The sequence below is a fragment of the Pseudoduganella rivuli genome, assembly GCF_009674485.1.
Classification (GTDB): Bacteria; Pseudomonadota; Gammaproteobacteria; order Burkholderiales; family Burkholderiaceae_D; genus Rugamonas; species Rugamonas rivuli_B.
This window is the reverse complement of the sequence record NZ_WKJJ01000012.1, coordinates 96,314-116,350: the sequence shown is the minus strand read 5'-3', so window position 1 is coordinate 116,350 and position 20,037 is coordinate 96,314. Positions and strand designations below refer to the sequence as shown.

The 20,037-nt window shown below is 61.4% G+C and carries 19 protein-coding genes and 5 tRNA genes; 9 read left to right on the top strand and 15 right to left on the bottom strand.

The features are described 5' to 3' along the window. Positions 1 to 153 precede the first annotated feature (153 nt). The 3 genes from GJ700_RS19570 to GJ700_RS19560 form a co-directional block, all read right to left on the bottom strand. Positions 154 to 1,386 (bottom strand): MgtC/SapB family protein, encoded by a 1,233-nt coding sequence (locus GJ700_RS19570; protein WP_154376966.1) that lies wholly within the window; start codon positions 1,384 to 1,386, stop codon positions 154 to 156. Positions 1,387 to 1,473: 87 nt separating this feature from the next. After that, on the bottom strand, positions 1,474 to 1,878 hold the full coding sequence (locus GJ700_RS19565; RefSeq protein WP_154376964.1) for a bacteriohemerythrin: 405 nt from the start codon (positions 1,876 to 1,878) through the stop codon (positions 1,474 to 1,476). Position 1,879: 1 nt separating this feature from the next. Continuing rightward, positions 1,880 to 2,281 (bottom strand): TraR/DksA family transcriptional regulator, encoded by a 402-nt coding sequence (locus GJ700_RS19560; protein WP_154376962.1) that lies wholly within the window; start codon positions 2,279 to 2,281, stop codon positions 1,880 to 1,882. Positions 2,282 to 2,650: 369 nt separating this feature from the next. Between GJ700_RS19560 and GJ700_RS19555 the strand changes: the two genes are divergently transcribed. Both GJ700_RS19555 and GJ700_RS19550 read left to right on the top strand, forming a co-directional pair. Further along, positions 2,651 to 3,313: an ATP-dependent Clp protease proteolytic subunit gene (locus GJ700_RS19555; protein WP_154376960.1), complete on the top strand. Its 663-nt coding sequence runs from the start codon at positions 2,651 to 2,653 to the stop codon at positions 3,311 to 3,313. A 296-nt stretch (positions 3,314 to 3,609) separates the two neighbouring features. Beyond that, on the top strand, positions 3,610 to 4,467 hold the full coding sequence (locus GJ700_RS19550) for a substrate-binding periplasmic protein (RefSeq protein WP_229507120.1): 858 nt from the start codon (positions 3,610 to 3,612) through the stop codon (positions 4,465 to 4,467). Between the two features lie 46 nt (positions 4,468 to 4,513). Here GJ700_RS19550 and GJ700_RS19545 read toward each other — a convergent pair whose 3' ends face one another. Together GJ700_RS19545 and GJ700_RS19540 are read right to left on the bottom strand one after the other, a co-directional pair. Beyond that, positions 4,514 to 5,569, bottom strand: a complete 1,056-nt coding sequence (locus GJ700_RS19545; RefSeq protein ID WP_229507119.1) for a type II asparaginase — start codon at positions 5,567 to 5,569, stop codon at positions 4,514 to 4,516. A 266-nt stretch (positions 5,570 to 5,835) separates the two neighbouring features. Continuing rightward, a complete protein-coding gene (locus tag GJ700_RS19540) occupies positions 5,836 to 6,387 on the bottom strand; it encodes an FxDxF family PEP-CTERM protein (RefSeq protein ID WP_154376957.1) in 552 nt (183 codons plus the stop codon). A gap of 208 nt (positions 6,388 to 6,595) precedes the next feature. On the opposite strand from GJ700_RS19540, the gene GJ700_RS19535 reads away from it, so the two are divergent. The 7 genes from GJ700_RS19535 to GJ700_RS19510 all read left to right on the top strand — a co-directional run bounded on the left by GJ700_RS19535 (position 6,596) and on the right by GJ700_RS19510 (position 11,707). Continuing rightward, the gene (locus tag GJ700_RS19535; protein ID WP_371868039.1) at positions 6,596 to 7,477 is read left to right on the top strand and encodes a LysR substrate-binding domain-containing protein; all 882 of its coding nucleotides are present in this window, start codon (positions 6,596 to 6,598) and stop codon (positions 7,475 to 7,477) included. Between the two features lie 279 nt (positions 7,478 to 7,756). Further along, a complete protein-coding gene (locus GJ700_RS35020) occupies positions 7,757 to 7,915 on the top strand; it encodes a hypothetical protein (protein WP_195763952.1) in 159 nt (52 codons plus the stop codon). 231 nt (positions 7,916 to 8,146) lie between these two features. Next, positions 8,147 to 8,527, top strand: a complete 381-nt coding sequence (locus tag GJ700_RS19530) for a LiaI-LiaF-like domain-containing protein (protein ID WP_154376953.1) — start codon at positions 8,147 to 8,149, stop codon at positions 8,525 to 8,527. Continuing rightward, positions 8,517 to 9,224: a LiaF transmembrane domain-containing protein gene (locus GJ700_RS19525; protein WP_229507117.1), complete on the top strand. Its 708-nt coding sequence runs from the start codon at positions 8,517 to 8,519 to the stop codon at positions 9,222 to 9,224. Before GJ700_RS19530 ends, GJ700_RS19525 begins: the two co-directional genes overlap by 11 nt. A gap of 2 nt (positions 9,225 to 9,226) precedes the next feature. Beyond that, positions 9,227 to 10,324, top strand: coding sequence for a sensor histidine kinase (locus GJ700_RS19520; RefSeq protein WP_154376951.1), 1,098 nt, complete (start codon positions 9,227 to 9,229; stop codon positions 10,322 to 10,324). Between the two features lies 1 nt (position 10,325). Next, the gene (locus GJ700_RS19515) at positions 10,326 to 11,087 is read left to right on the top strand and encodes a LytR/AlgR family response regulator transcription factor (protein WP_154376949.1); all 762 of its coding nucleotides are present in this window, start codon (positions 10,326 to 10,328) and stop codon (positions 11,085 to 11,087) included. Between the two features lie 8 nt (positions 11,088 to 11,095). Further along, positions 11,096 to 11,707 carry a hypothetical protein gene (locus GJ700_RS19510; RefSeq protein ID WP_154376947.1) on the top strand — a complete coding sequence of 204 codons (612 nt, stop codon included), beginning with the start codon at positions 11,096 to 11,098 and terminating at the stop codon, positions 11,705 to 11,707. A 68-nt stretch (positions 11,708 to 11,775) separates the two neighbouring features. Here GJ700_RS19510 and GJ700_RS19505 read toward each other — a convergent pair whose 3' ends face one another. The 10 genes from GJ700_RS19505 to GJ700_RS19460 all read right to left on the bottom strand — a co-directional run bounded on the left by GJ700_RS19505 (position 11,776) and on the right by GJ700_RS19460 (position 19,856). Continuing rightward, a complete protein-coding gene (locus GJ700_RS19505; protein ID WP_154377188.1) occupies positions 11,776 to 14,082 on the bottom strand; it encodes an ATP-dependent DNA helicase in 2,307 nt (768 codons plus the stop codon). Further along, positions 14,070 to 15,722, bottom strand: coding sequence for a VRR-NUC domain-containing protein (locus tag GJ700_RS19500; RefSeq protein WP_154376945.1), 1,653 nt, complete (start codon positions 15,720 to 15,722; stop codon positions 14,070 to 14,072). The genes GJ700_RS19505 and GJ700_RS19500 overlap by 13 nt, the downstream gene beginning before the upstream one ends. Before the next feature lie 109 nt (positions 15,723 to 15,831). Then, a complete protein-coding gene (locus GJ700_RS19495) occupies positions 15,832 to 16,368 on the bottom strand; it encodes a phasin family protein (RefSeq protein ID WP_154376943.1) in 537 nt (178 codons plus the stop codon). 73 nt (positions 16,369 to 16,441) lie between these two features. Continuing rightward, positions 16,442 to 16,636 carry a hypothetical protein gene (locus GJ700_RS19490; protein WP_154376941.1) on the bottom strand — a complete coding sequence of 65 codons (195 nt, stop codon included), beginning with the start codon at positions 16,634 to 16,636 and terminating at the stop codon, positions 16,442 to 16,444. Between the two features lie 8 nt (positions 16,637 to 16,644). Beyond that, positions 16,645 to 18,843, bottom strand: a complete 2,199-nt coding sequence (locus GJ700_RS19485; protein ID WP_154376939.1) for an ATP-binding protein — start codon at positions 18,841 to 18,843, stop codon at positions 16,645 to 16,647. A 151-nt stretch (positions 18,844 to 18,994) separates the two neighbouring features. Continuing rightward, a tRNA-Leu gene (locus tag GJ700_RS19480) sits at positions 18,995 to 19,079 on the bottom strand. A gap of 31 nt (positions 19,080 to 19,110) precedes the next feature. Beyond that, positions 19,111 to 19,195: transfer RNA gene (locus GJ700_RS19475), tRNA-Leu, on the bottom strand. 189 nt (positions 19,196 to 19,384) lie between these two features. Further along, positions 19,385 to 19,469 (bottom strand) — tRNA-Leu (locus GJ700_RS19470). A 31-nt stretch (positions 19,470 to 19,500) separates the two neighbouring features. Further along, a tRNA-Leu gene (locus GJ700_RS19465) sits at positions 19,501 to 19,585 on the bottom strand. Positions 19,586 to 19,771: 186 nt separating this feature from the next. Beyond that, positions 19,772 to 19,856 (bottom strand) — tRNA-Leu (locus tag GJ700_RS19460). Between the last annotated feature and the right edge of the window lie 181 nt (positions 19,857 to 20,037).

The window sequence follows — 20,037 nt, the reverse complement described above, 5'->3', positions numbered from 1 at the left end:
GACGCGTGCTATCGTGGCGGGCGCTACAGCCGGAACACACGCCATTGCCAAGCAGTGTGGCGGAGCGCACCAGCTAAATCTTTGATTAAGGTCAATTCATCGGTAATCGTCGCGGTGGTGGCCTTGACATGGGCGACAGGGCTACTCTTTCAGTCAGGCCAGCATCGAAGGGAGGCAAGCCGCCAACAAAATCAGTGACAATCCCCCGCCGACCCGGCACAGGAACGGCGTGCCGCCACTTGCGCCGGCCGCGACCAGCTTGCTCAGCGTGTTGGCCGCCAGCGCAAACAACAAGATGTGGCGCGTTGCCGCCGGCTCGAGCACGCCGCCATCGGCCAGCGACAGGATGGAACTGGCCGCAGCGTGCAAGTCCACCAGGCCGACCAGCAAAGCGCCCACAGTGGCAGCTGCCGGGCCCAGATACGTATGTGCGTAGGCGATCAGGGCGGTGGCGCTGCTCAGGATCAGGGCGAACACCAGAGCCTGCCGAATGCTGAAGACACGGCCGTTGCGCAGATTGCGCCGGGCCGCTGGCGGCGCGGCGCGCAGGGCATTGGCCGACACCGCGATCGTGGCCAGCAGGGCGCTGGCGATGGTCGGCGCCAGGCGCGTTAGCTGGGCTGGGGCGATCGTCAGCGTCACCACCAGCAGCAGTACGTAGGTGGCGATATTGGACAACAGCGCGGCTGCGGCGCAGGCGCCCAGCAGCGCCGGATCATCCCGGCAACGGCGCCCCATGCCGGCGGTGGTGGCCACGCTGGAGACGAAGCCGGACGCCAACCCGGTCAACGCCAGTCCCATCTTCGGTCCGGTCATGCGCATGGCGATATGTGCGCCAGCCTGCAACGTCATCAGCACCACGACCAGCCCCCACATGCGGCGTGGATTGGCGCCCAGCAGCCAGCCATTGGCATGGTCCGGCAGCAGCGGCCATACCACCAGCGCGGCGCAAGCCAGGATCAACCCGTCGCGCAGCTCGCCGCTCTTGAGTGTGACTCGCACAAAATGATGCAGCGGTGCGCGCAAATTCAACATCGAAGCCACCAGCACCGCGACACCGGCGGACACTGCCGGATTGGCGATGGCGTTGACCCCCAGCAGAAAGCTCAGGAACAGCGCCAGTTCGGTGACCATGCCGTTGTCGGCGGCGTCGTTGCGGGAGTAGGTGATGGCGCTCATCGCCGCGACCAGTAGCGCCGTCATCAGCATCAGCGCGCTGTCAATCGATTGCGCCAGCGCGCCGCTCAGCGCCACCAGCGCGAAGCTGCGCACGCCGGCCAGTGCGCGGTTCGCGGAAGCACCCTTGCGCCGTTCGCGCTCGATACCGATCAGCAGGCCGCTGCCGAGTGCGGCGGCCAGTCCGACCAAATTGACGCTGTCAGCCACTCCCGGCTCCTTTCATCCTGCATGAAAGCCGGCCCATCCTGACGGGCCTGGCCGGCGGCGCGGTTGGCGCGCAAGGTTAGCAAGGCGTCATGCCGTACTCACCAGCGGGCTGATCATGTTCAGCGCCACCGACAACTCCATGTCCTTGGTCGGCAGATGGATCAGGAACCAGTGCGGCATCAGCGCAATCGCATCGCGGGCCGGCCGGCTGTCGGCCCGCGCCAGCGCCGCCTGGGCCATGCGCAGCAGGTACAGAATCTTGAAGTGTTGTTCGCAGTGGCGGTCCGCGTCGGGGAACGCGATGGACGCCATCAATGTTTCTTCCTCGCGGAAGGCTTGTTCCATCGAGGCGATCAGCGCCGGCAGGCTTGAACGCAATTCACTGTCCGAACTGTGCGCCATCGGCTTCAGCCTGGACAGCAGGGCTCGATGGGCCTGATCCATCATCTCGACACCCAGGCGCATATGGGGCGACCAATCCAGCGAGGCCATGTCAGGCTCCCGGCCTGTGGCTGTGTTGCTGTTGGCCGGGCAATGTTTCACAGGCAAGCTGGCATTCCACGCACATGTGCGCTTCAGGCAGCGCCAGCAGGCGTTCGGATGGGATGGTGCCGCCGCAGCGGCTGCATTGGCCGTAGCAGTGGGCTTTCATCCTGGCAAGCGCCGCATCGACGGTACGCAACTCATCCATCTCCCGGTTGAGCAGGCCGATGTCGGTATCGCTCAGCTGGCTGGCCGCAGCCTGGTCAGCTTCGATGGTGTAATTGTTGAACAGTGACATTTCCTGCGCGTCGTCCGCGTGCAGGCGTTGCCGGATTTGCAGGATCAGCTCCTGGCGCCGCGACTGCAGGCAGCTGTCCAGGTCGTGCATCACGGCGGCGGTGATGTGGCTCATCTGAATCTCCTTGATCGCTTGGATGCATGCATGTGGGTCAGTCGATGCATATGATCATGGTAGGGAACCGTACCGGGAAAATGATTGATCCAAGTCAAGTTGCTTTGCAATTGGCGTGGACATATGGCCCTCTTGTTGACCAGAGACTGCTCTGCGCCAATATCCCCGCGACCTGCCCGTAGTAATCCATACAGTGGAATGGCAGTCCGTCGGGAGCGGTAAAGTGCCATGAATTTGACCTGGATCATTCAAATATTTGGTTTGCTTCAATAAGATGCTTTCAGCCAAGAACGCGATGGGCCCACCGGGTTCGTTGGCGGCCATCCGCAAGAAGGTTTTGCAACAGGAATGGCCCTTGAGGAGATTGACATGGCAGCAGACCAGCTTGAACCTGCCGAGTCCGGCAACGACGGGGAAATTCCTATGATATTCACCGGCTTGCGGCGCTTCGACCGGCAGACAGTAATCAGGCAAACCTCGTTTTATATTTCCGGCATGATCGATCAAGCGTCGTACTATAACGAGCTGTTCTATGCGTTACGTACCGCTTGTGAAACAGATCTGATCTACCTGCACCTGAATACCACCGGCGGTGATTTTGATACAGGTTTGCAGATAATTAATAACATGCAAGCTTCTGCGGCGCATGTGGTGACCGTGCTCGAGGCGCGCGCGTATTCGATGGGCGCGTTTATTTTTCTCGCAGGAGATGAACTCGTGGTACATGATAATTGCCAACTATTGTTTCATAGTTACTCGGGATCATTAACTGGAAAAGGAAATGAACAGCAGGCGCAAGCCGTAGCGATCGCTAACTGGTTTGGAAAATTCATGGCGCGGATTTGCCAGCCTTTTCTCCATACACGCGAGATTAATGCGATATTGAAGGGAAGCGATTTATGGATGGACTCGGACGAAATCCGGCGCCGTATGCTGAGGTTGTTGCGTAGCAACGCTCCTGCAGCGCCAGCGCGACGGCAAGCGGCAACAGTTCCCCATGCGGTGTTGGCGAATGGTGAAAGCGGAAATTGAGGCACTGAATTCGCCGGTTGATATTGGTCGCTTTTCTCCCCAAGGTGAACAGTGCAATCGCCTATTTGAAATTCTCCGCGATCATTTCTTCGTCAAACTTTTTGCGTCGATGAATTCGCACGGGAACTTTGAGGTCCACAATTTCGGCATCCAGAGGGCTACCCGTCTGCCAACACCCCCCCCGGTTTTCCTGGATTCGCGTAGCTTTTCAGTCATATCATGCTAATTTCTAGCTTGATCATGCCGATTATTGGTATAAAAGGTTAGAATTGGCGAATGTTCCTGTGGGGATGCACATGATGGCTTCCGGCTACCGTAATACGCTGGCGGCATTGGCCTGCGTTATATGCGCGGGCAATGCGGTCGCGGAACAGGGCGCAACGCCCGCCACATTGAAAATCGGTTTGCAAAGCGTGATTGCACCCTTTGTCATGCCGGGGCAGCAAACGGGGTTATTGGTCGATGTATTGCGCGCGGCATTTGCAACCCAGCACATTGCCACGGACTTCATTTATTTGCCGAATGTCCGCTTCGAGCAGCAATTGCGTGAAGGAAAAGTGGATGTCAGTACGCTGGCAAAACCCGAATACAAAATCAAGGGCTTCCTGAGCCACTGGCCGGTGACGAATTTCCATAATATGGCGATTACGGTGCGTAGTCGTATTCCCGTTTTGCGCCACATTGATGAGTTAAGGCAATACCGTGTGACTGCTTTTGGCAATGCCCGTAAAGTCATGGGCAGGGAATTCGATGCGGCCATGGCGAAAAATCCGGAATACCGGGAGGCGGCGACGATGCCTTCCGCTGGTTTGTTGTTGAACCGGATGGATGTGATGATTTCCCAGCGCGATATATTCCTCTATTACCTGAGCCAGCAAATATCCGACGCGCGCAGCAGGGAAAGCGAATTGGCTTTCCATGATATTCTCGGAAACGGGAACTTATATTGGCTGGCATTCCGTTCGGAAGCACAGCGCGATGCGTTTGAGCGGGGTGTCGCGGAAATTTATGCGTCCGGCGAGATCGATCAGATACTCGAACGTTATCAGCGGGATTATGGCGCGTCGCGTGATTTTTTCCTGCCGCTGGATTGCCAGTTCAGGCCGGCACAGGCGCCCAGGACGTGCAAGGACATCATGAAGCGCCACCAATAAAAAACCGGGCGTCAGCCCGGTTTTTTTAAGTGATGCATTACAGCGATTAATACGTGTAATACATGCGCTGGATTTCTTTGGTGTTATTGGTTTTGGTCAGCGCCAGCATCAGCAAAATACGGGCTTTTTGCGGGCTCAGCGTATCGGATACCACGAAGTCCAGTTGATCGTCATTGGCTTCGCCATTGCGGGCCACGATGCCATTACCGACACGGGCCGAACGCACAATGATCGCGCCTTTTTTACGGGCATCGGTCAGGCCGGGTTTGACTTTGGCGGCTACGCTGCCGTCACCGGTACCGGCGTGAATAATGCCTTTGGCGCCGGCCGCCAGGAAAGCATCCAGGGCGACGGTATTCATGTTGGCATAGCCGTACACGATGTCCACTTGCGGCAGCGAGTCCAGCTTGCTGATATCGAACTCGGTGTCGGTCGTATGCTTGCGGGTCGACACATGGTAGAAGTAAGGCTTGTTACCTTGCATATAACCCAGCATGCCCAGTTCCGGCGTGCGGAACGCATCCGGCGTCGACGTATTGGCCTTGGTCACATCGCGCGCGCCATGGATCTGGTCGCCCAGCGACACCAGCACGCCTTTGCCGACGGATTCAGGATTGGCGGCCAGCAAGACAGCGTTGTACAGGTTGATCGGGCCGTCAGCGGACAGTGCGGTCGATGGACGCATGGCGCCGACCAGCACGACTGGCTTGCGGCTCTTGACCACCAGGTTCAGGAAATAAGCGGTTTCTTCCAGCGTATCGGTGCCGTGCGTAATGACGATGCCATCCACGTTGTTTTGCGTGAGCAATTCGTTGACGCGCTTGCCCAGTTTCAGCCAGTGATCATTGGTCATGCTTTCGCTGGCGATCTGGAACACTTGCTCGCCCGTCACGTTGGCGGCGCTTTTCAGTTCCGGCACGGCATTGATCAATTGCTGCACGCCGACCGTTGCCGCCGTATAGCCAACCGTGGTAGTGGACGTGGCGCCGCTGCCGGCAATGGTGCCGCCCGTCGCCAGGATGGCGACATTGGCCAGCTTGTGCGGGGTGGCTTCCTGGGCCTGGGCGGTGGCAAAGATGAACGTGCCGACGCATGCAGCCATAAAACGTGCAGCCATCAAACGGGCTGTCTTATGTTGAAACATTGTTTCCTCCTTATGGGCGAATTGAGCCGCGATAGTAGCAAACAATGCATGGCGAAGAAATAAGGAAAAAAGGGAAGATAATAAAAAGCGACAACGCTGTCCAATAACCGGAAATCGGCGAAATATTGATGTATCAATGATTGGAAAAAGCGCGGAAAACAGCGGAAAAACCAGTGAGCGGCCACGGAGTTGCCGTGGCCGCCACCAGATGCGCATACAGGAATTCAATGCAACTTTTGGCTCTTGCTGCGGCGGGCCGTGAACGCCAGCATGCCCAGTCCGGCTGCCAGCATGCCGTAGCTTGCTGGTTCCGGCACCGGAGCGGTGACCAGGTTCAGGTTGCCTGCATAAGAACCGCCCAAACCATCGAGCGAAGTCTGGCCATGAATCACAAAGCCATAATTTCCTGCAGTTAGCGTGTCGGCCGGAAAGAACTCGACCGAATTGCCGGTAGTAGTGTCAGTACCCAGGATGCTGCGGGAACTGTCGGCATTCACGCGGAAAAATTCAACCCCCGTGATGCCGTAGTTGAAGAGACGGCTGAGTCCGACGAGCGTCTTGCCTGCAATGGCAGTCCCGCTGGCCCAGCCCTGGCTCTCAGTGGCAACCCTGAACAGGAATTCGTCGGAATAGGCGCCCGGGTCGGCGTGAGATGCGCCGTACGTGGCATTGCCCGATCCGTCGAAAACCAGCACATCCGCCATTGCCGCCGGCGCTGCAAGCACGCCAACCGACAACAGCAGGGCGGCTGCCGTGCTGAAGATGGATTTCTTCATTGTGATACCCCTCTGGATAATCAAACATTGCCGGTAGACGGAAAACTGCAATCCCCATCACAGTTTTGTCTTCCAAGCAAGTTTTCCTATCTACCAACATTGACAATGTATCATAAGGCTGAGTCCGAATTACTTCATTAATGAAATGTGTTGCAGTGCAGCGCGTGCGCCTTCGCCGGCAAAGGCGGGCGCTGACGCTTATAATCGCGTGGCCATGCACTCCGACGACTTGCACACCTTTGTGACCGTAATCGACAGCGGTTCGCTGAGCGCCGCCGCTGCCCACCTGGGACAAACCACGTCCGGCGTCAGCCGCGCGCTGGCGCGGCTGGAAGACAAGCTGGGAGTGAGCTTGCTGACGCGCACGACGCGGCGCATGGATTTAACGGAAGAGGGGCAGGTGTTGCTGGAGCATGCACGCGCGATACTGGCCGGCATGGCCGCGGCGGAAGAAACCATCCGCATGCGCCGCCAGCAACCGGAAGGGCGGCTGTGCGTCGACGCCGCGTCGCCCTTCATGCTGCATTGTGTGGTGCCCCACGTGGCGGAATTCCGCGCGCTGTATCCCGGGATCCGGCTCGAGCTGACCAGCAACGACCAGATCGCCGACTTGATCGAGCACCGCACCGATATTGCCATCCGCATTGGCGCCCTGGCGGATTCGACCCTGCATGCGCGCCCGCTGACGGCCAGTCCGTTGCATGTGCTGGCCAGTCCGGGCTACCTGCAACGGCACGGCACGCCGGACACGCCGGAACAATTGGCGCAGCACAGCTTGTTGGGCTTTGCATTATATGAAGCGGGTAACTTGTGGCCGTTGCGCCATGCGGCCGGCAACACGTTACAGATCACCCCCGATTTGTCCGCATCGAGCGGCGAGACCTTGCGGCAACTGGCGCTGGCCGGGCAGGGCATCGCCTGCCTGGCGGACTTCATGACGCGCGACGATATCGCTGCCGGCCGCCTGGTGCCGTTGCTGGCGCATTGCGCGACGGGCTACCGCCAGCAAATCCACGCGGTCTATTACCGCAATACGCAGCTGGCGCGCCGCATTTCCTGCTTCCTCGAGTTCTTGCAGCGGAAGCTGTAAGCGCCCACGCGCAAAAAGACAGGAACTATTCCTACACCATTTTTTACGTTTTTGCAGCAACCGCCACGTACAGTGTGCGGCACCGTACGGTACCTCTGCCCCCCCGGGAATACACTGACCCTGCGTTGTTGATGAATGGCGCCGCGGCCAACAAACCGCAGCACCGCTTCCAACTCGCAGGCTTGCCGGCCGCCTCGAGGACCGGCACCAATTTCTACGTAGCGGGCCAGCCAGGCGCAAGGCGCCGGCCAGCCAGATTCGATAAAAACGGAGGCTATCATGGCACAGACTAACCACCCATCGAAGTACCTTGTACGAGAGTATCTGGAACGTCGTTCGCAGGAAGTCAAACCGCCGCCCACTCCGGAAGAAATCCGCCGCCAGTTAGGCTGGGGCTTGATGATGTTCGATCAAAAAATGAATGACGGCCGTTCCTGAAAGCCTCCGATCCGGCTCCCTTCCGCTCCTTCCACTCCATCAAGGCCCGCGCTAACCAGCCGGGCTTTTTTGTTTTCAGTCGTCCCCGCCGTTCGCCCGCGCCGCTCCGCGATTCGCTGAAAACTTCGCCATTCACCGGCCGCCATCCGCCGTTCGCCGATTCCCTGTTTCGCCATTGGGCCTTGCCCGGTATCGTGACGTCCATACCGAACCCATACGACGGAGACGAATATGAAAGACGAAGCAGCGACACAACACTGGCGCCACCAAATGGTCTGGGGCACCGTCATCATTGCCGCCGGCGTCGCTTTCCTGCTGGACCGCACCGGCCAGCTGGAAATCGGCCACCTGTGGCGCTACTGGCCCGTGCTGGTGGCGATTGCCGGCTTGTCGAACCTGGTGCCGCCAACGACGACGAGACTGGTTTTGAGCGGCCTGTCGTCGATCGCCTTTGCCGCGTGGTTTTTTGTATCGATGGAGCGCCTGTGGGGCCTGGGCTTCCATAACAGCTGGCCGATCCTGATCATCATGTGGGGTGTCAAAGTGGCGCTGAAGCCGGTACTGGTGAAATACCTGGACAAGCACGAACAAGGAGCAGGCAATGCGCAATGAAAAACGCGGCGGCAGCGCCGCAGGGCAAATGGTGGTCGGGCTGGGTGTGATCGCCATCGGCATACTGTTCCTGCTGGATAACCTCGGCATCATTGAATTCGATTATGCGTTCCAGCTGTGGCCCGTGATCTTCATCCTGGCCGGCATACTGAAATACACGCAAAGCACGTCCAGCGGCGGCAGGGCGGCCGGTGGTATCTTCATTGCGCTGGGTACGGTATTGCTGCTGAAAGGGCTGGGCTTTATTTATGTCAGCTGGCGCGTGCTGGCGCCGCTGCTGATGATTGCCGCCGGCTTGCTGGTGGTTTTTAAGTCGACCCGCGAACGCAAGGAAACCGTGAGTGGCATGCTGGACAAGGATGCGGGCCAGGACAGCTATGTCAACCTGACCGCGCTGATGGGCGGCATCGAGCGCCGCGTGTACACGCAGGATTTCCGTGGCGGCGAAATCACCTCCATCATGGGCGGCTGCGAACTGGATTTGCGCCAGGCGTCGATGCGGGGCGAGGCGGTGCTGAACGTGTTCACCATGTGGGGCGGCATTGAAATCAAGGTGCCGGATGACTGGACCGTCAGCCTGGAAGGGACGCCGCTGCTGGGCGGCTTCAGTGAAAAGACCAGCGCGCCGCGCGACAATGGCAAGCGCCTGATCATCCGTGGCGTGGCGCTGATGGGTGGTGTCGATGTGCGTAACTGACGATGCTGTCCCCCATCGGTAACCGCCGCGGCGCCGCCCTGTACCTGCTGGCCTGGCTGTTGCTGGGTGTGGCGATCGGCGGCGCCACGGCGGCGGCGTTCGATACGCCGTGGTTCAACGCCATGCTGTTCGCCGTTCCCGCCACCATGCTGTACGGGGTCGGCGCCGGCTTTTCCGCGTATTACCTGTGCCGCGCCTATCCGCTGTCCGAACGCAGCCTGGCCGGCGTGGTGACGGCGCTGGGCGCGTCGGCCGTCGTGTCGGCGCTGCTGTGGAGCGCGCTGCTGGGCGGCTGGAATGCGCTGTGCGGCTGGCTGGAAGTGGCGTGGGCCGGCATCCCCTACACGCCGCCATTGAAAGCAGTGATATTCGGGCTGGGCGTGCTGCTATATGGCTTGCTGGCGGCGGTGAATTACCTGGCCACGGAATCCGAGCGGGCCAGCAACGCCCAGCAACGCGAACTGCAATCGCGGCTGGCGGCAAGGGAAGCGGAACTGCGCATGCTGCGCACGCAGATCGACCCGCACTTCCTGTTCAACAGCCTCAATTCGATCAGCGCGCTGACGTCGCAAAACCCCAAGGGCGCGCGCGAAATGACGTTGCAGCTGGCGGGCTTTTTCCGCCTCAGCCTGGGCGTGGCGGAGCGCACGGCGATCCCGCTGTCCCAGGAAATGCAGCTGGTGCGGCACTTCCTCGCGGTGGAAAAAGTGCGCTTTGGCGACCGGCTGCAACTGGAAGAAGCCATCCACGCCGATGCGGAAAGTTGCCTGGTGCCGCCCATGATCATCCAGCCGTTGGTGGAAAATGCCGTCAAACACGGCATTGCGGGCTTGCCCGATGGCGGAAAAATCCGTGTCGCGGCACGCCGCGCCGGTTCACAATTGCAGGTGGTGGTGGATAATGCGATGGATGACGACGAAGCGCCATCGTCCGGCGGCAAGGGCAATGGCATCGGCCTGGCCAATGTGCGCCAGCGCCTCGCCGGTTGCTATGGCACGGAAGCTGCCGTGCATTGGGGCGCGCGCGATGGCGTATTTGTCGTGGAAATGACCCTGCCTGCCCGTACGGCGGAAGCAGGCAGTGAATACAGCAAGGAGTGACATGCGTATCATCATCGTGGACGACGAAATGCTGGCGCGCGGCGTCGTCCGGGAATACCTGGAATCGCACCCGGACGTGGAAGTGGTGGCGGAGTGCGCGAACGGCTTCGAAGCCGTGAAAGCCATCACGGAACTGGGGCCGGACCTCGCCATCCTCGACATCCAGATGCCGAAGCTGGACGGCTTTGAAGTCGCGGAACTGGTGGCGGGCAAATGCCGCATCATGTTTGCCACCGCGTTCGACCAGTATGCGTTGAAGGCCTTCGAATACCGTGCGCTGGATTATTTGCTGAAGCCGTTCAGCCAGGAGCGCTTCGACCAGGCCATCAACCATGTGCGCGCCACGCTGGCGCAGGGCGATGCCGCCAGGGCGCAGCAGGAAGCCACGCGCGACGTGGTGCGGGATGCCGCCAGGGACGCCGTTGCGAGGGGCAAGCCGCTGGGCCGCGTGGTGATCCGCGATGGCGCGAAGGTGCACGTGATCGCCAGTGAAAAGATCGACTACATCGAAGCGCAGGACGATTACGTGCAAATCCACACGGAAGGCAAGGCGTACCTGAAGAACCAGCGCCTGTCCGACCTGGAAAGCCAGCTCGATGCGGACAAGTTCCTGCGCATCCACCGCTCCTATTTGCTGAACCTGGAATGCCTGGCGCGCATAGAACAGGCGGGCAAGGACAGTCATGTGGCAGTATTGAAGGATGGCGGCAAATTGCCGATCAGCCGTAGCGGCTACCAGAAAGTTCGCAGCGTCATGCAGTGAGTGGAACAATGAAGAAGATGCTGTTATCAGCAATGGCGACCGCCGGTGTTGCCATGGCGGCAGGGCAGGAGGCGCGCGCGCCCAACGAGGGGGAACTGCAATCGTTCGCCGCGTATTACCAGGCGGCGCCGGGCGCCGTGGCGCGGCCCGCGTTCGAGATCCGGCGCGGTGGTCCTGCTCAAGGCTGGTCGGTGGAGGCCTGGGCGGAAGACAAGCCGCAACGCGCCGCATGGTCGCTGTGCCTGGCGCAGCGACATGGCCATGCGTTTGACGGCAAGGCATGGCGCGCGACCGGGGAGACACGGCGCTACGTGTGGCTGGACCGCTCCAGCGATTGCGGCGTGTCGCCGCAGCGGGTGCTGCTGTCGCAGCCGATGGCGGACCGGGATATCGTGACGGTGCTGGAAGGGCAGGGCGCTGTGCTGCAGGGCGCGCGCCTGTTGTTTGCCGGGAATACGCAGTGCGCGCCGATCCGCGCGCTGCCGTTCAAGCTGGTGGGACTGGGCGCGGACAAGGACGGGATGCTGGTGATGACTTACCGCAGCGACCGGGAGTCGGAGGCGCAGGTCACAGTACGTAAACGCGGACGGGAGTTGACTGCGTGGAACGTCAAGTGTTGACTTGTGCCGCGTGCGCCGCGTTGACGCATGCATGGCGGCTTCGCCTTCGGCGAAACCGCCCTACGGGATCAGGCGACATCGACATGCCACCATTGCGGCAATAGCGCCCGCACTTCGGGGCGGGCGAAGCGGTCGTCGATCAGGTACACCGTCCCTTTATCCGTCTCCGTGCGGATCACGCGCCCGGCCGCCTGCACCACCTTTTGCATGCCGGGATACAGGTACGTGTAATTGTAGCCCGCGCCAAAAATGGTTTCCATGCGCTGGCGGATTTGTTCGTTGACGGGATTGAGTTGCGGCAGCCCCAGGGTGGCGATGAAGGCGCCGATCAGCCGCGCCCCCGGTAAATCCACCCCTTCGCCAAACGCGCCGCCCAGTACGGCAAAACCGATGCCGCGCCCGTCTTCCGTAAAGCGCGCGATGAACGCTTCGCGCGCGGCTTCATCCATGCGGCGTTCCTGTTGCCACACAGGGATGTCCGGATAGCGTTCGATGAATACCCGCGCCGCCTTGTCCAGGTAATCGAAGCTGCTGAAGAAGGCCAGGTAATTGCCCGGCTGGCGCGCGTACTGGTCGCGCATCAGTTCCGCTATCGGCGCCAGCGACCGTTCGCGGTGCTGGTAGCGCGTCGAGATGCGGCCTGCCACGCGCACGGCCAGCTGGTCGGCCATGAACGGCGATTCCACGTCGACCCAGGCCGTCCCCTGCGGCATGCCCAGCATGTCGCAGTAGTAATTCCACGGGCTCAGGGTGGCGGAAAACAGCGCCGTCGTATGGGCCGCGTCGAAGCGGGGTTTCAGGAACGGGGCGGGGACGATATTGCGCAGGCACAGCGTGGAATTGGCGCGCGTGCCGGCGCCGTCCAGCGTGACGTCGAACAGCGCGTGGTCGCCATGGCTTTCCGCCAGGCGCATGAAGGCCATCGCATAAAAATAGAAATGCTGCAAATCGTGGTCCATGTGGGCCGGATGTTCCGCATAAAACTCGCCGATGGCGGTAATCGCGGTCTGCAACGCCCCCGTGAATTTGTCCGGCAGTTCCGCGTACACCTGGTAGTCCGGTTGTGTGCTGGCCAGCTGTTCCTTTTCCAGCGCGTTCCATTGCCGGTGCACGCGGTCCAGCACCTTCTTCAGCGATTCCGGCGCGACCTTGCGCAGCGCGCGCAGTTGCGCATGTTCCAGTTCCGCCGAATACATCTTGCGCGTGCGCGACACCATGTTGTGCGCTTCGTCCGCCAGCACGCTGACTTTCCAGCTGTTTTGCACGGTCAGGCTGTACAGCATGGCGCTGATGTCGAAGTAATAGTTGTAGTCGCCCACGATCACGTCGGCCCAGCGCGCCAGTTCGCTGGCCAGGTAATACGGGCACACCTGGTGTGCCAGCGCGGTGGCGCGCACCGCGTCGCGGTCCAGTATCGGCGCCAGCAACGCTGCCGCACGGGCTGACGGCAAACGGTCATAAAAGCCCTGCGCCAGCGGGCACGATTCGCCATGGCACGCCTTGTCCGGGTGTTCGCACGCCTTGTCGCGCGCCACCAGTTCCAGCGTGCGCAGCGGTACGATGGGGATGGTGGCCGACGGCGCCGCGCGGTCTACGCCGGTCAAGGTGGCGGCGGCGTCGAGCGCCATGGCGCGGCCCGACGTTTTCGCGGCCAGGAAGAAGATCTTGTCGAGGCCATGCTCGGCCGTGGCTTTCAGCAGCGGGAACAGGCTGCCCACGGTCTTGCCGATGCCGGTCGGCGCCTGCGCCAGCAAGCCACAACCCCGCGTGCTGGCCTTGTACATGGCTTCGGCCAGCTGGCGCTGGCCTGGGCGGAAGTCCGCATGGGGGAAACGCATGGCTTTCAGCGCCGCGTCGCGCGCCGCGCGGTGCGCGATTTCCTGTTCGGCCCAGGCGATGAACGCGCGGCACTGCTGCTCGTAAAACGCCTGCAGATCGGACGCCTGCGCCTCTTCCGTGACCAGCGTTTCCTTCTGGCTGCCGATATCGAAATACACGAGCGCCAGCTGAACGCCGGCAAGATTGCGCGCCGCGCACAGCAAGTGGCCATAGACCTTCAATTGCGCCCAATGCAGCGCCCGGTGGTTGGCCGGCATGCGCGCCAGGTCGCCCCGGTACGTCTTGATTTCTTCCAGCCGGTTGGCGGGGGCGTCGTAACCGTCGGCGCGGCCCCGCACGCGCAACGGGCCATATTCGCCGGACAGGCTGACTTCCTTTTCGTAGCCGTCGCCACGGCGCGACGCCACCACCGCGTGGCCGGCAATGCCTTCCTGCGCGGTTGGCGTGGGCGTGAAGCGCAAGTCCAGGTCGCCCGTCTTGGCCGTGAATTCGCACAGTGCGCGCACAGCCACGGTATAGGAAATCATGCCGCCCATTGCAGGTAACAGACGGTGATCGGCATCGCGTGCTGGGCGCAATAGGCAATCCAGCGCAACTGGTTGTCCTGCAATCGGTCGCCGGGGCCTTTCACTTCGATCATGTGGTAGCGGCGTTCGTCCGGCCAGAACTGGATCAGGTCGGGGAATCCGCTGCGGTTGGCGGCGATATCGGCCAGGATGCGTTCGCACCACAGGCGCAAGTGGCTGGCGGGGATGCAGGCCAGCGCCAGTTCCAGCAAGGCTTCATCGAGCGCGCCCCAGTAGACGAAGGGGGACTGGATGTTGAACTTGGCGGCAAAGTTACGCCGGATGGTCTCCGCATAGCGGCCATCGTCGAGCTGCGCCAGGCAGGCGGCGAATTGCGCGGTGCGGCGCGCATGGAAATCCGCCGCATGCAAATCCGCCGGGCCGTGGTGGAACGGGTGGAAGAAGGCGCCGGGAATCGGCGTGAACACGGCATCCCAGCACAGCAGGCCAAACAGGGAATTGGCCAGCGCGTTTTCCACGTAATAGACGGGACAGGTTTCCCCGGACAGGTGGTCGCGCACCACGCCTTCGACCCACCAGTCTTCGGCCGGCATGGGCAACGCCAGGTCCAGCCGCACCACCGGCGCGGCGGGGGCCGCGGGTTCCTTCGGCTGGCCCAGCTTGCGCCGCAGCCGTGGCGCCATGCGCAGCAATTGCTGGCGTTCCGCATCGCTTTCCGGCGCCGCCATGGCTTGCCGCAGCAGTGCATACGCGTCGTCAGGCGCCTCGCTTTTTTCCAGCACGCGGATGGCGCGGGCGCGGGCGCCCGGGTACGGGCAATCGCGGTACAGGGCGAGGGCGCCGTCCCAATCCTGCGATTTTTCCAGGTGCTGGGCCATCTGGAATTGCAGGCGGTGGCGGCGGCTCGTCAGCCATTCGTTGCCGTCCGCGGACGGCAGGTCGTGCAACACGTCCAGCGGTGGTTCGCCATTGGCAAAGCGCTCGCGGCACGCATGCAGCGCCAGGTACGCATCGATGTCGGCGCGGGTGCGGAAGCCCCGCGCCGAAGGCGGGAAGTCGACTTTTTCGTATTGATAAATGCCCAGGTCGGACAACACGAATTCCGACCAGTCCTGGTGGAAGTTGCCGAAGAAGACCAGCCGCAGCCGGTCGCACAGCGGCTGCATTTGCATGTGGTAAATCGTGTCCGGCGGCGCTGTGCCCCCGGTCAGCGCGGCCCAGCCGGCCAGCGGCAATGCATCGGCGTGGCGCTCGCGCAGCATGGCCAACTGGTCGGCCTTGCGCGCGGCTTTGTCCGCGCCCTGCAAGGCAAACAATAGCGCCAGTTCCGGTTTTTGCAGCACCGCAAATACATCATCCAGCGCCAGTACCGGTTCCCGGTCGACCCAGCCCAGTTCCGCCAGCGGCGCGCAGGCGGCCGCCGTGTCACCGATTTCCGGATAGTCCAGCTTGCTTGCGCGGAACAGCACGCCCTTGCGCATGGCCATGCGCACGAACAGCGCGCGCGACGGCTGGGGCAGGGCGGCAAATTGCGCGAGGAAGGCGCGTTCGGCGTTGTCGAGCAAGTCGTCGTAGCGGGCGGCAATCCACTGCAAGACTTGCTGGAAGTTATCCAGATAATAAAACGGGTTTTCCAGGACCTTGACCATCGATATGCACTGCCAGCTGTATTTTTATACAGTAGTGTAGCGCGGATGACGCCGGTTGGATAGATGGCAGGATGAGGAGGGGAAGGGGCGGCGGGCGCCGCCCCGGGGATTACTGCGGATCGGTGACTTGCGCGGACGCCTTGGCGATTTGCGCTTCCACGTTGGTGACGGCCTGGCGGGCCGCCGTGGTCACTTGTTCATAGCCGGCAAACGCGTTATCAATCGCGGTTTTCACGATTTGCACGGCATTTTCCGAACCGGGACGGACGTTTTGCGTCACGTCGTAAATCAGGGCGGACAGCGTGCTTTTCGCTTCCGTCAGGTGGGCGTCGGCCGCGCGGTTGAATTCGGTGCGCATGTCGGAAATGATTTCACCCAGTTGCTGGTGATATTCCTTCGCATTGGCCATGCCGGGCTGCACTTTCGATGCCGCCACGGCCAGTACGGCTTTGGGATCGCGCGCCAGACTCAAGTCTTTGCCGGCAGCCAGCTGTTCTTCCAGGCTGGATTTGGCGGTGGCGATGTTCAGCGCCACGACTTGTTCCACGCCTTGCACGGTTTTACTGGCCAGCGTATTGAAAGTTTCAAGCTGGAACTCAAACAGTGCCTTGGTGGTGGCGGCGAATTGTTCTGGACTCGTAAACATCGGCTCTCCTCGTCATTGATATGGTGGAACTGCGCTGCTGAAGAACAATTTTTTAAGTCTTGTGCTGAACCCATTATTTGGCAAATGCCAATTTTTCGCAACGGCTATCTCTATAGGGACGGGCGATGCGTTCCCAGCCAGCGCCGAGCGGCGTCTGCGAGCAGACGCGGGCGCCGTCCAGCTTGCTGACCCACCAATACCATGGGGCGGGTTCGGCGGCCAGCAAGGCGCAGGCACAGGACAGGAACAGGGCGAGCAGGATTTTCATATAAACGATTATAGCGGGGCGCTCGACGGCAGCAGCAAGGTAAACCTTGTGCCGACGCCCGGTGTGCTTTCCGCATCGATGCGTCCGCCCAGGACGCCGGTGACGATATTGTGCGCCACGTGCAAACCCAGCCCGGAACCGCCTGCGCCCAGGCGCGTGGTGAAGAACGGGTCGAAAATGCGGCCCAGGTGTTCCGGCAGGATGCCGGCGCCATCGTCTTCAAACGTCAGTTGCACGGTATTGTCCGGCAGGCGCTGCGCGGCGATCCGGATATGGCCGCCGCTGCGTCCCGCGAAGCCATGCGTGATGCTGTTTTCAAACAGGGCCTGGATCACCTGGCCCAGCGGGCCGGGATAGCTGTCCATATCGAAGTGGTAGGGGATGTCTTGCGTCACCTGCACGTGCGTGTGCTTGACCATCGCATGCAGCGGCAGCACCAGTTCGGAAATGAAGTTATCGAGGAAAAAGCGGTGGCGTTGCGTGCTGTCCGTGTCGACGGCGATTTGCTTGAAACTTTGCACCAGGTTGGCGGCGCGGCGCAGGTTGCGCACGACGATCTCGTCCGCTTCCTGTGCCTGCTGCAGGTAATCGTCCAGCGCCGAGCGGCGCAGGGTGCCTGCTTCCGTACTGTTGCGGATAGTGCGCGTGCGCTCCACCATGGTGCTGGCCACCATCAGGCTGTTGCCGATCGGGGTATTCAATTCGTGGGCCACGCCGGACACCAGCGCGCCCAGCGCGGCCAGCTTGTCGCGCCGCACCAGTTCATTTTGCGTCATGCGCAGGTTTTCCAGCGCTTTCTGCAAGTCCGCGTTGGCTTGTTCGGCCGCGTTCATGGCGCGCCGCATTTCCGCCGTGCGGGCTTCCACCAGTTCTTCCAGGTGGCCCCGGTGACGCAGCAATTCATTTTCGTGGCGGGTGCGGGCAATCGCGATCCCCGCCAGGTGGGTGGCCACGCCGGTCAGGCGCAAATCGTCCGGCCCGGGGCTGCGCGGTTCGCGGTAATACATGGCGAACGTGCCAAGCACCGTATCCTGGTCCAGCAGGATCGGCATCGACCAGCAGGCGCGCAGCCCGAATTTTTCGGCCAGCGCCGCGTACGGCTCCCACTGCGGATCGGTGGCAATGTCGCTGACGATCACGCCTTCCTTGCGGAACATCGCGGTGCCGCACGATCCCATCGCGGGCCCGATGGCGCTGCCTTCGATGGCTTCCAGGTATTCCTGCGGCAGGCTGGGGGCGGAGCCGATGTGCATGGTCTTGCTGTCGGGATCGAGCAACAGTGTGGAGCACAGCACGCCGGGCGATTGCGATTCGATCAGCAGCATCAGGCGGTCCAGCGTTTGTTGCAGCGGCGCGCCGCGCGCGATCATTTCCAGCAATTTGTTCTGGCCAAAGCGCAGTGCTTCGGCCAGCTTGTGGCCGGTCACATCGACCATGCGCATGTGGTACAGGCGGCGCCCATCCTTGTTCAGCATGACGAGGCGCAGGTCGCAATCGATGCGGCGCCCGCTGCTGTGCTGGAACGTCACCTGGAAGACCTTGACTTCCCCGGCCAGCACACGGCGGATCAGATCCTGTACCGCCAGTGCCGAAGGCGTGCCGTCCGGCTGCTCTGGCGGGCACAAGTCTTCCAGCCGCAGCGTGCGCAATTCCGCGCTGGTGCGGCCCAGCATGCGTTCGGCGCTGGCATTGATGGCGACCGGATGGCCATGCTCCGCGTCGAACAGCATGACGCTGTCCGGCGTGGACAGCATCATGGCAAAGTAATTGACTTCCAGCGCTTCCGCGTCGAGCTGGGCGGAACCGGGGCGGGTGGGCCACGCGTGGCGCACCGTCAATTCCACCAATACCTGTTCCACCACTTCGTCGACGGATTGCGGCAATTGCAGGTAACCGCTGGCGCCCGCTTCCAGTGCGCGGCGCTGTTCATCGTCGGTGGGCGAGGGGGACATCATCAGCACTGGCATCTTGCCTGCGTCCGCCGCCGCCAGCAGGCGCTGCACCAGTTCGAAGCTGGCGCTGCCGGCCAGCGCCGTTTCCACCAGCGCCAGGGAAATGCCGCCTTCGCGCACGGCGGCCAGCGCGCTATCGCCACGGTTGACGACCCGGACCCGGAAACCATATTCCGCCAGCGCCGCTTCCAGCGCCGCCATGTCGTAGGTAGCGCCCGAAACGATCAGGATGGTTTGCGGCTGAGTCGACGCCATTGAGCGGGTTTCCAGGGGGAAGCAGAGAGTGAGTCCAGTGTAGTACAAGGTGCCGTGCGGTAACAACACACTTGCATTGCACTAGCAGAGGACGCGCCAATGAGAAAAGCCGCAGACTCGTGAAAGTCTGCGGCTTTTCTGCGGAATTCTGTGGTGCCCACGGAGGGACTCGAACCCCCACACCTCGCGGCACATGGACCTGAACCATGCGCGTCTACCAATTCCGCCACGTGGGCACTGGTGTTACAGAGACATCGAAATCAGCGCTGGTGCCCACGGAGGGACTCGAACCCCCACACCTCGCGGCACATGGACCTGAACCATGCGCGTCTACCAATTCCGCCACGTGGGCGCTGCTTTCTTTGTCGTTCTGTTGCGGTGTCGCTGCAACAGAGGCCCGAATCATACGGGGCTGCGGCACAGTGGTCAAGGGTATTTCGATGTTTTTCGGAAAATATTGCTTTTTGCACCCGGGGGAGGCGTGCGGAAATGAAAAAAGCCGCAGACTCGTGAAAGTCTGCGGCTTTTCTGCGGAATTCTGTGGTGCCCACGGAGGGACTCGAACCCCCACACCTCGCGGCACATGGACCTGAACCATGCGCGTCTACCAATTCCGCCACGTGGGCACTGGTGTTACAGAGACATTGAAATCAGCGCTGGTGCCCACGGAGGGACTCGAACCCCCACACCTCGCGGCACATGGACCTGAACCATGCGCGTCTACCAATTCCGCCACGTGGGCGCTGCTTTCCTTGTCATCCTGTTGCGTTGTTGCTGCAACAGAAGGCACGCATCTTAAGGGGTGTTTTTCGTTCGGTCAAGGGTATTTTCATGAAACCCGGAAAAATCCGCAGTCCGGGGCCGTCAGGGCGCGGAAATGAAAAAAGCCGCAAACTCGTGAAAGTTTGCGGCTTTTTTACGGAATTTTTGGTGCCCACGGAGGGACTCGAACCCCCACACCTCGCGGCACATGGACCTGAACCATGCGCGTCTACCAATTCCGCCACGTGGGCAATGTCTGCTATTATAGCGACTTGGCGAGTCTCACGCCAGATGAACGTTTCCATTCCATACTGCGTATCGACCTGCCTATCTTGCCGCGTCGCCGCTGCAAGAGACCAGGATTATAGAGTAATCCCAGCCGTTGTCAAACTCCAGGCTGGAAATTCTGAAGCGTAGGCGTTTGGCGTGACC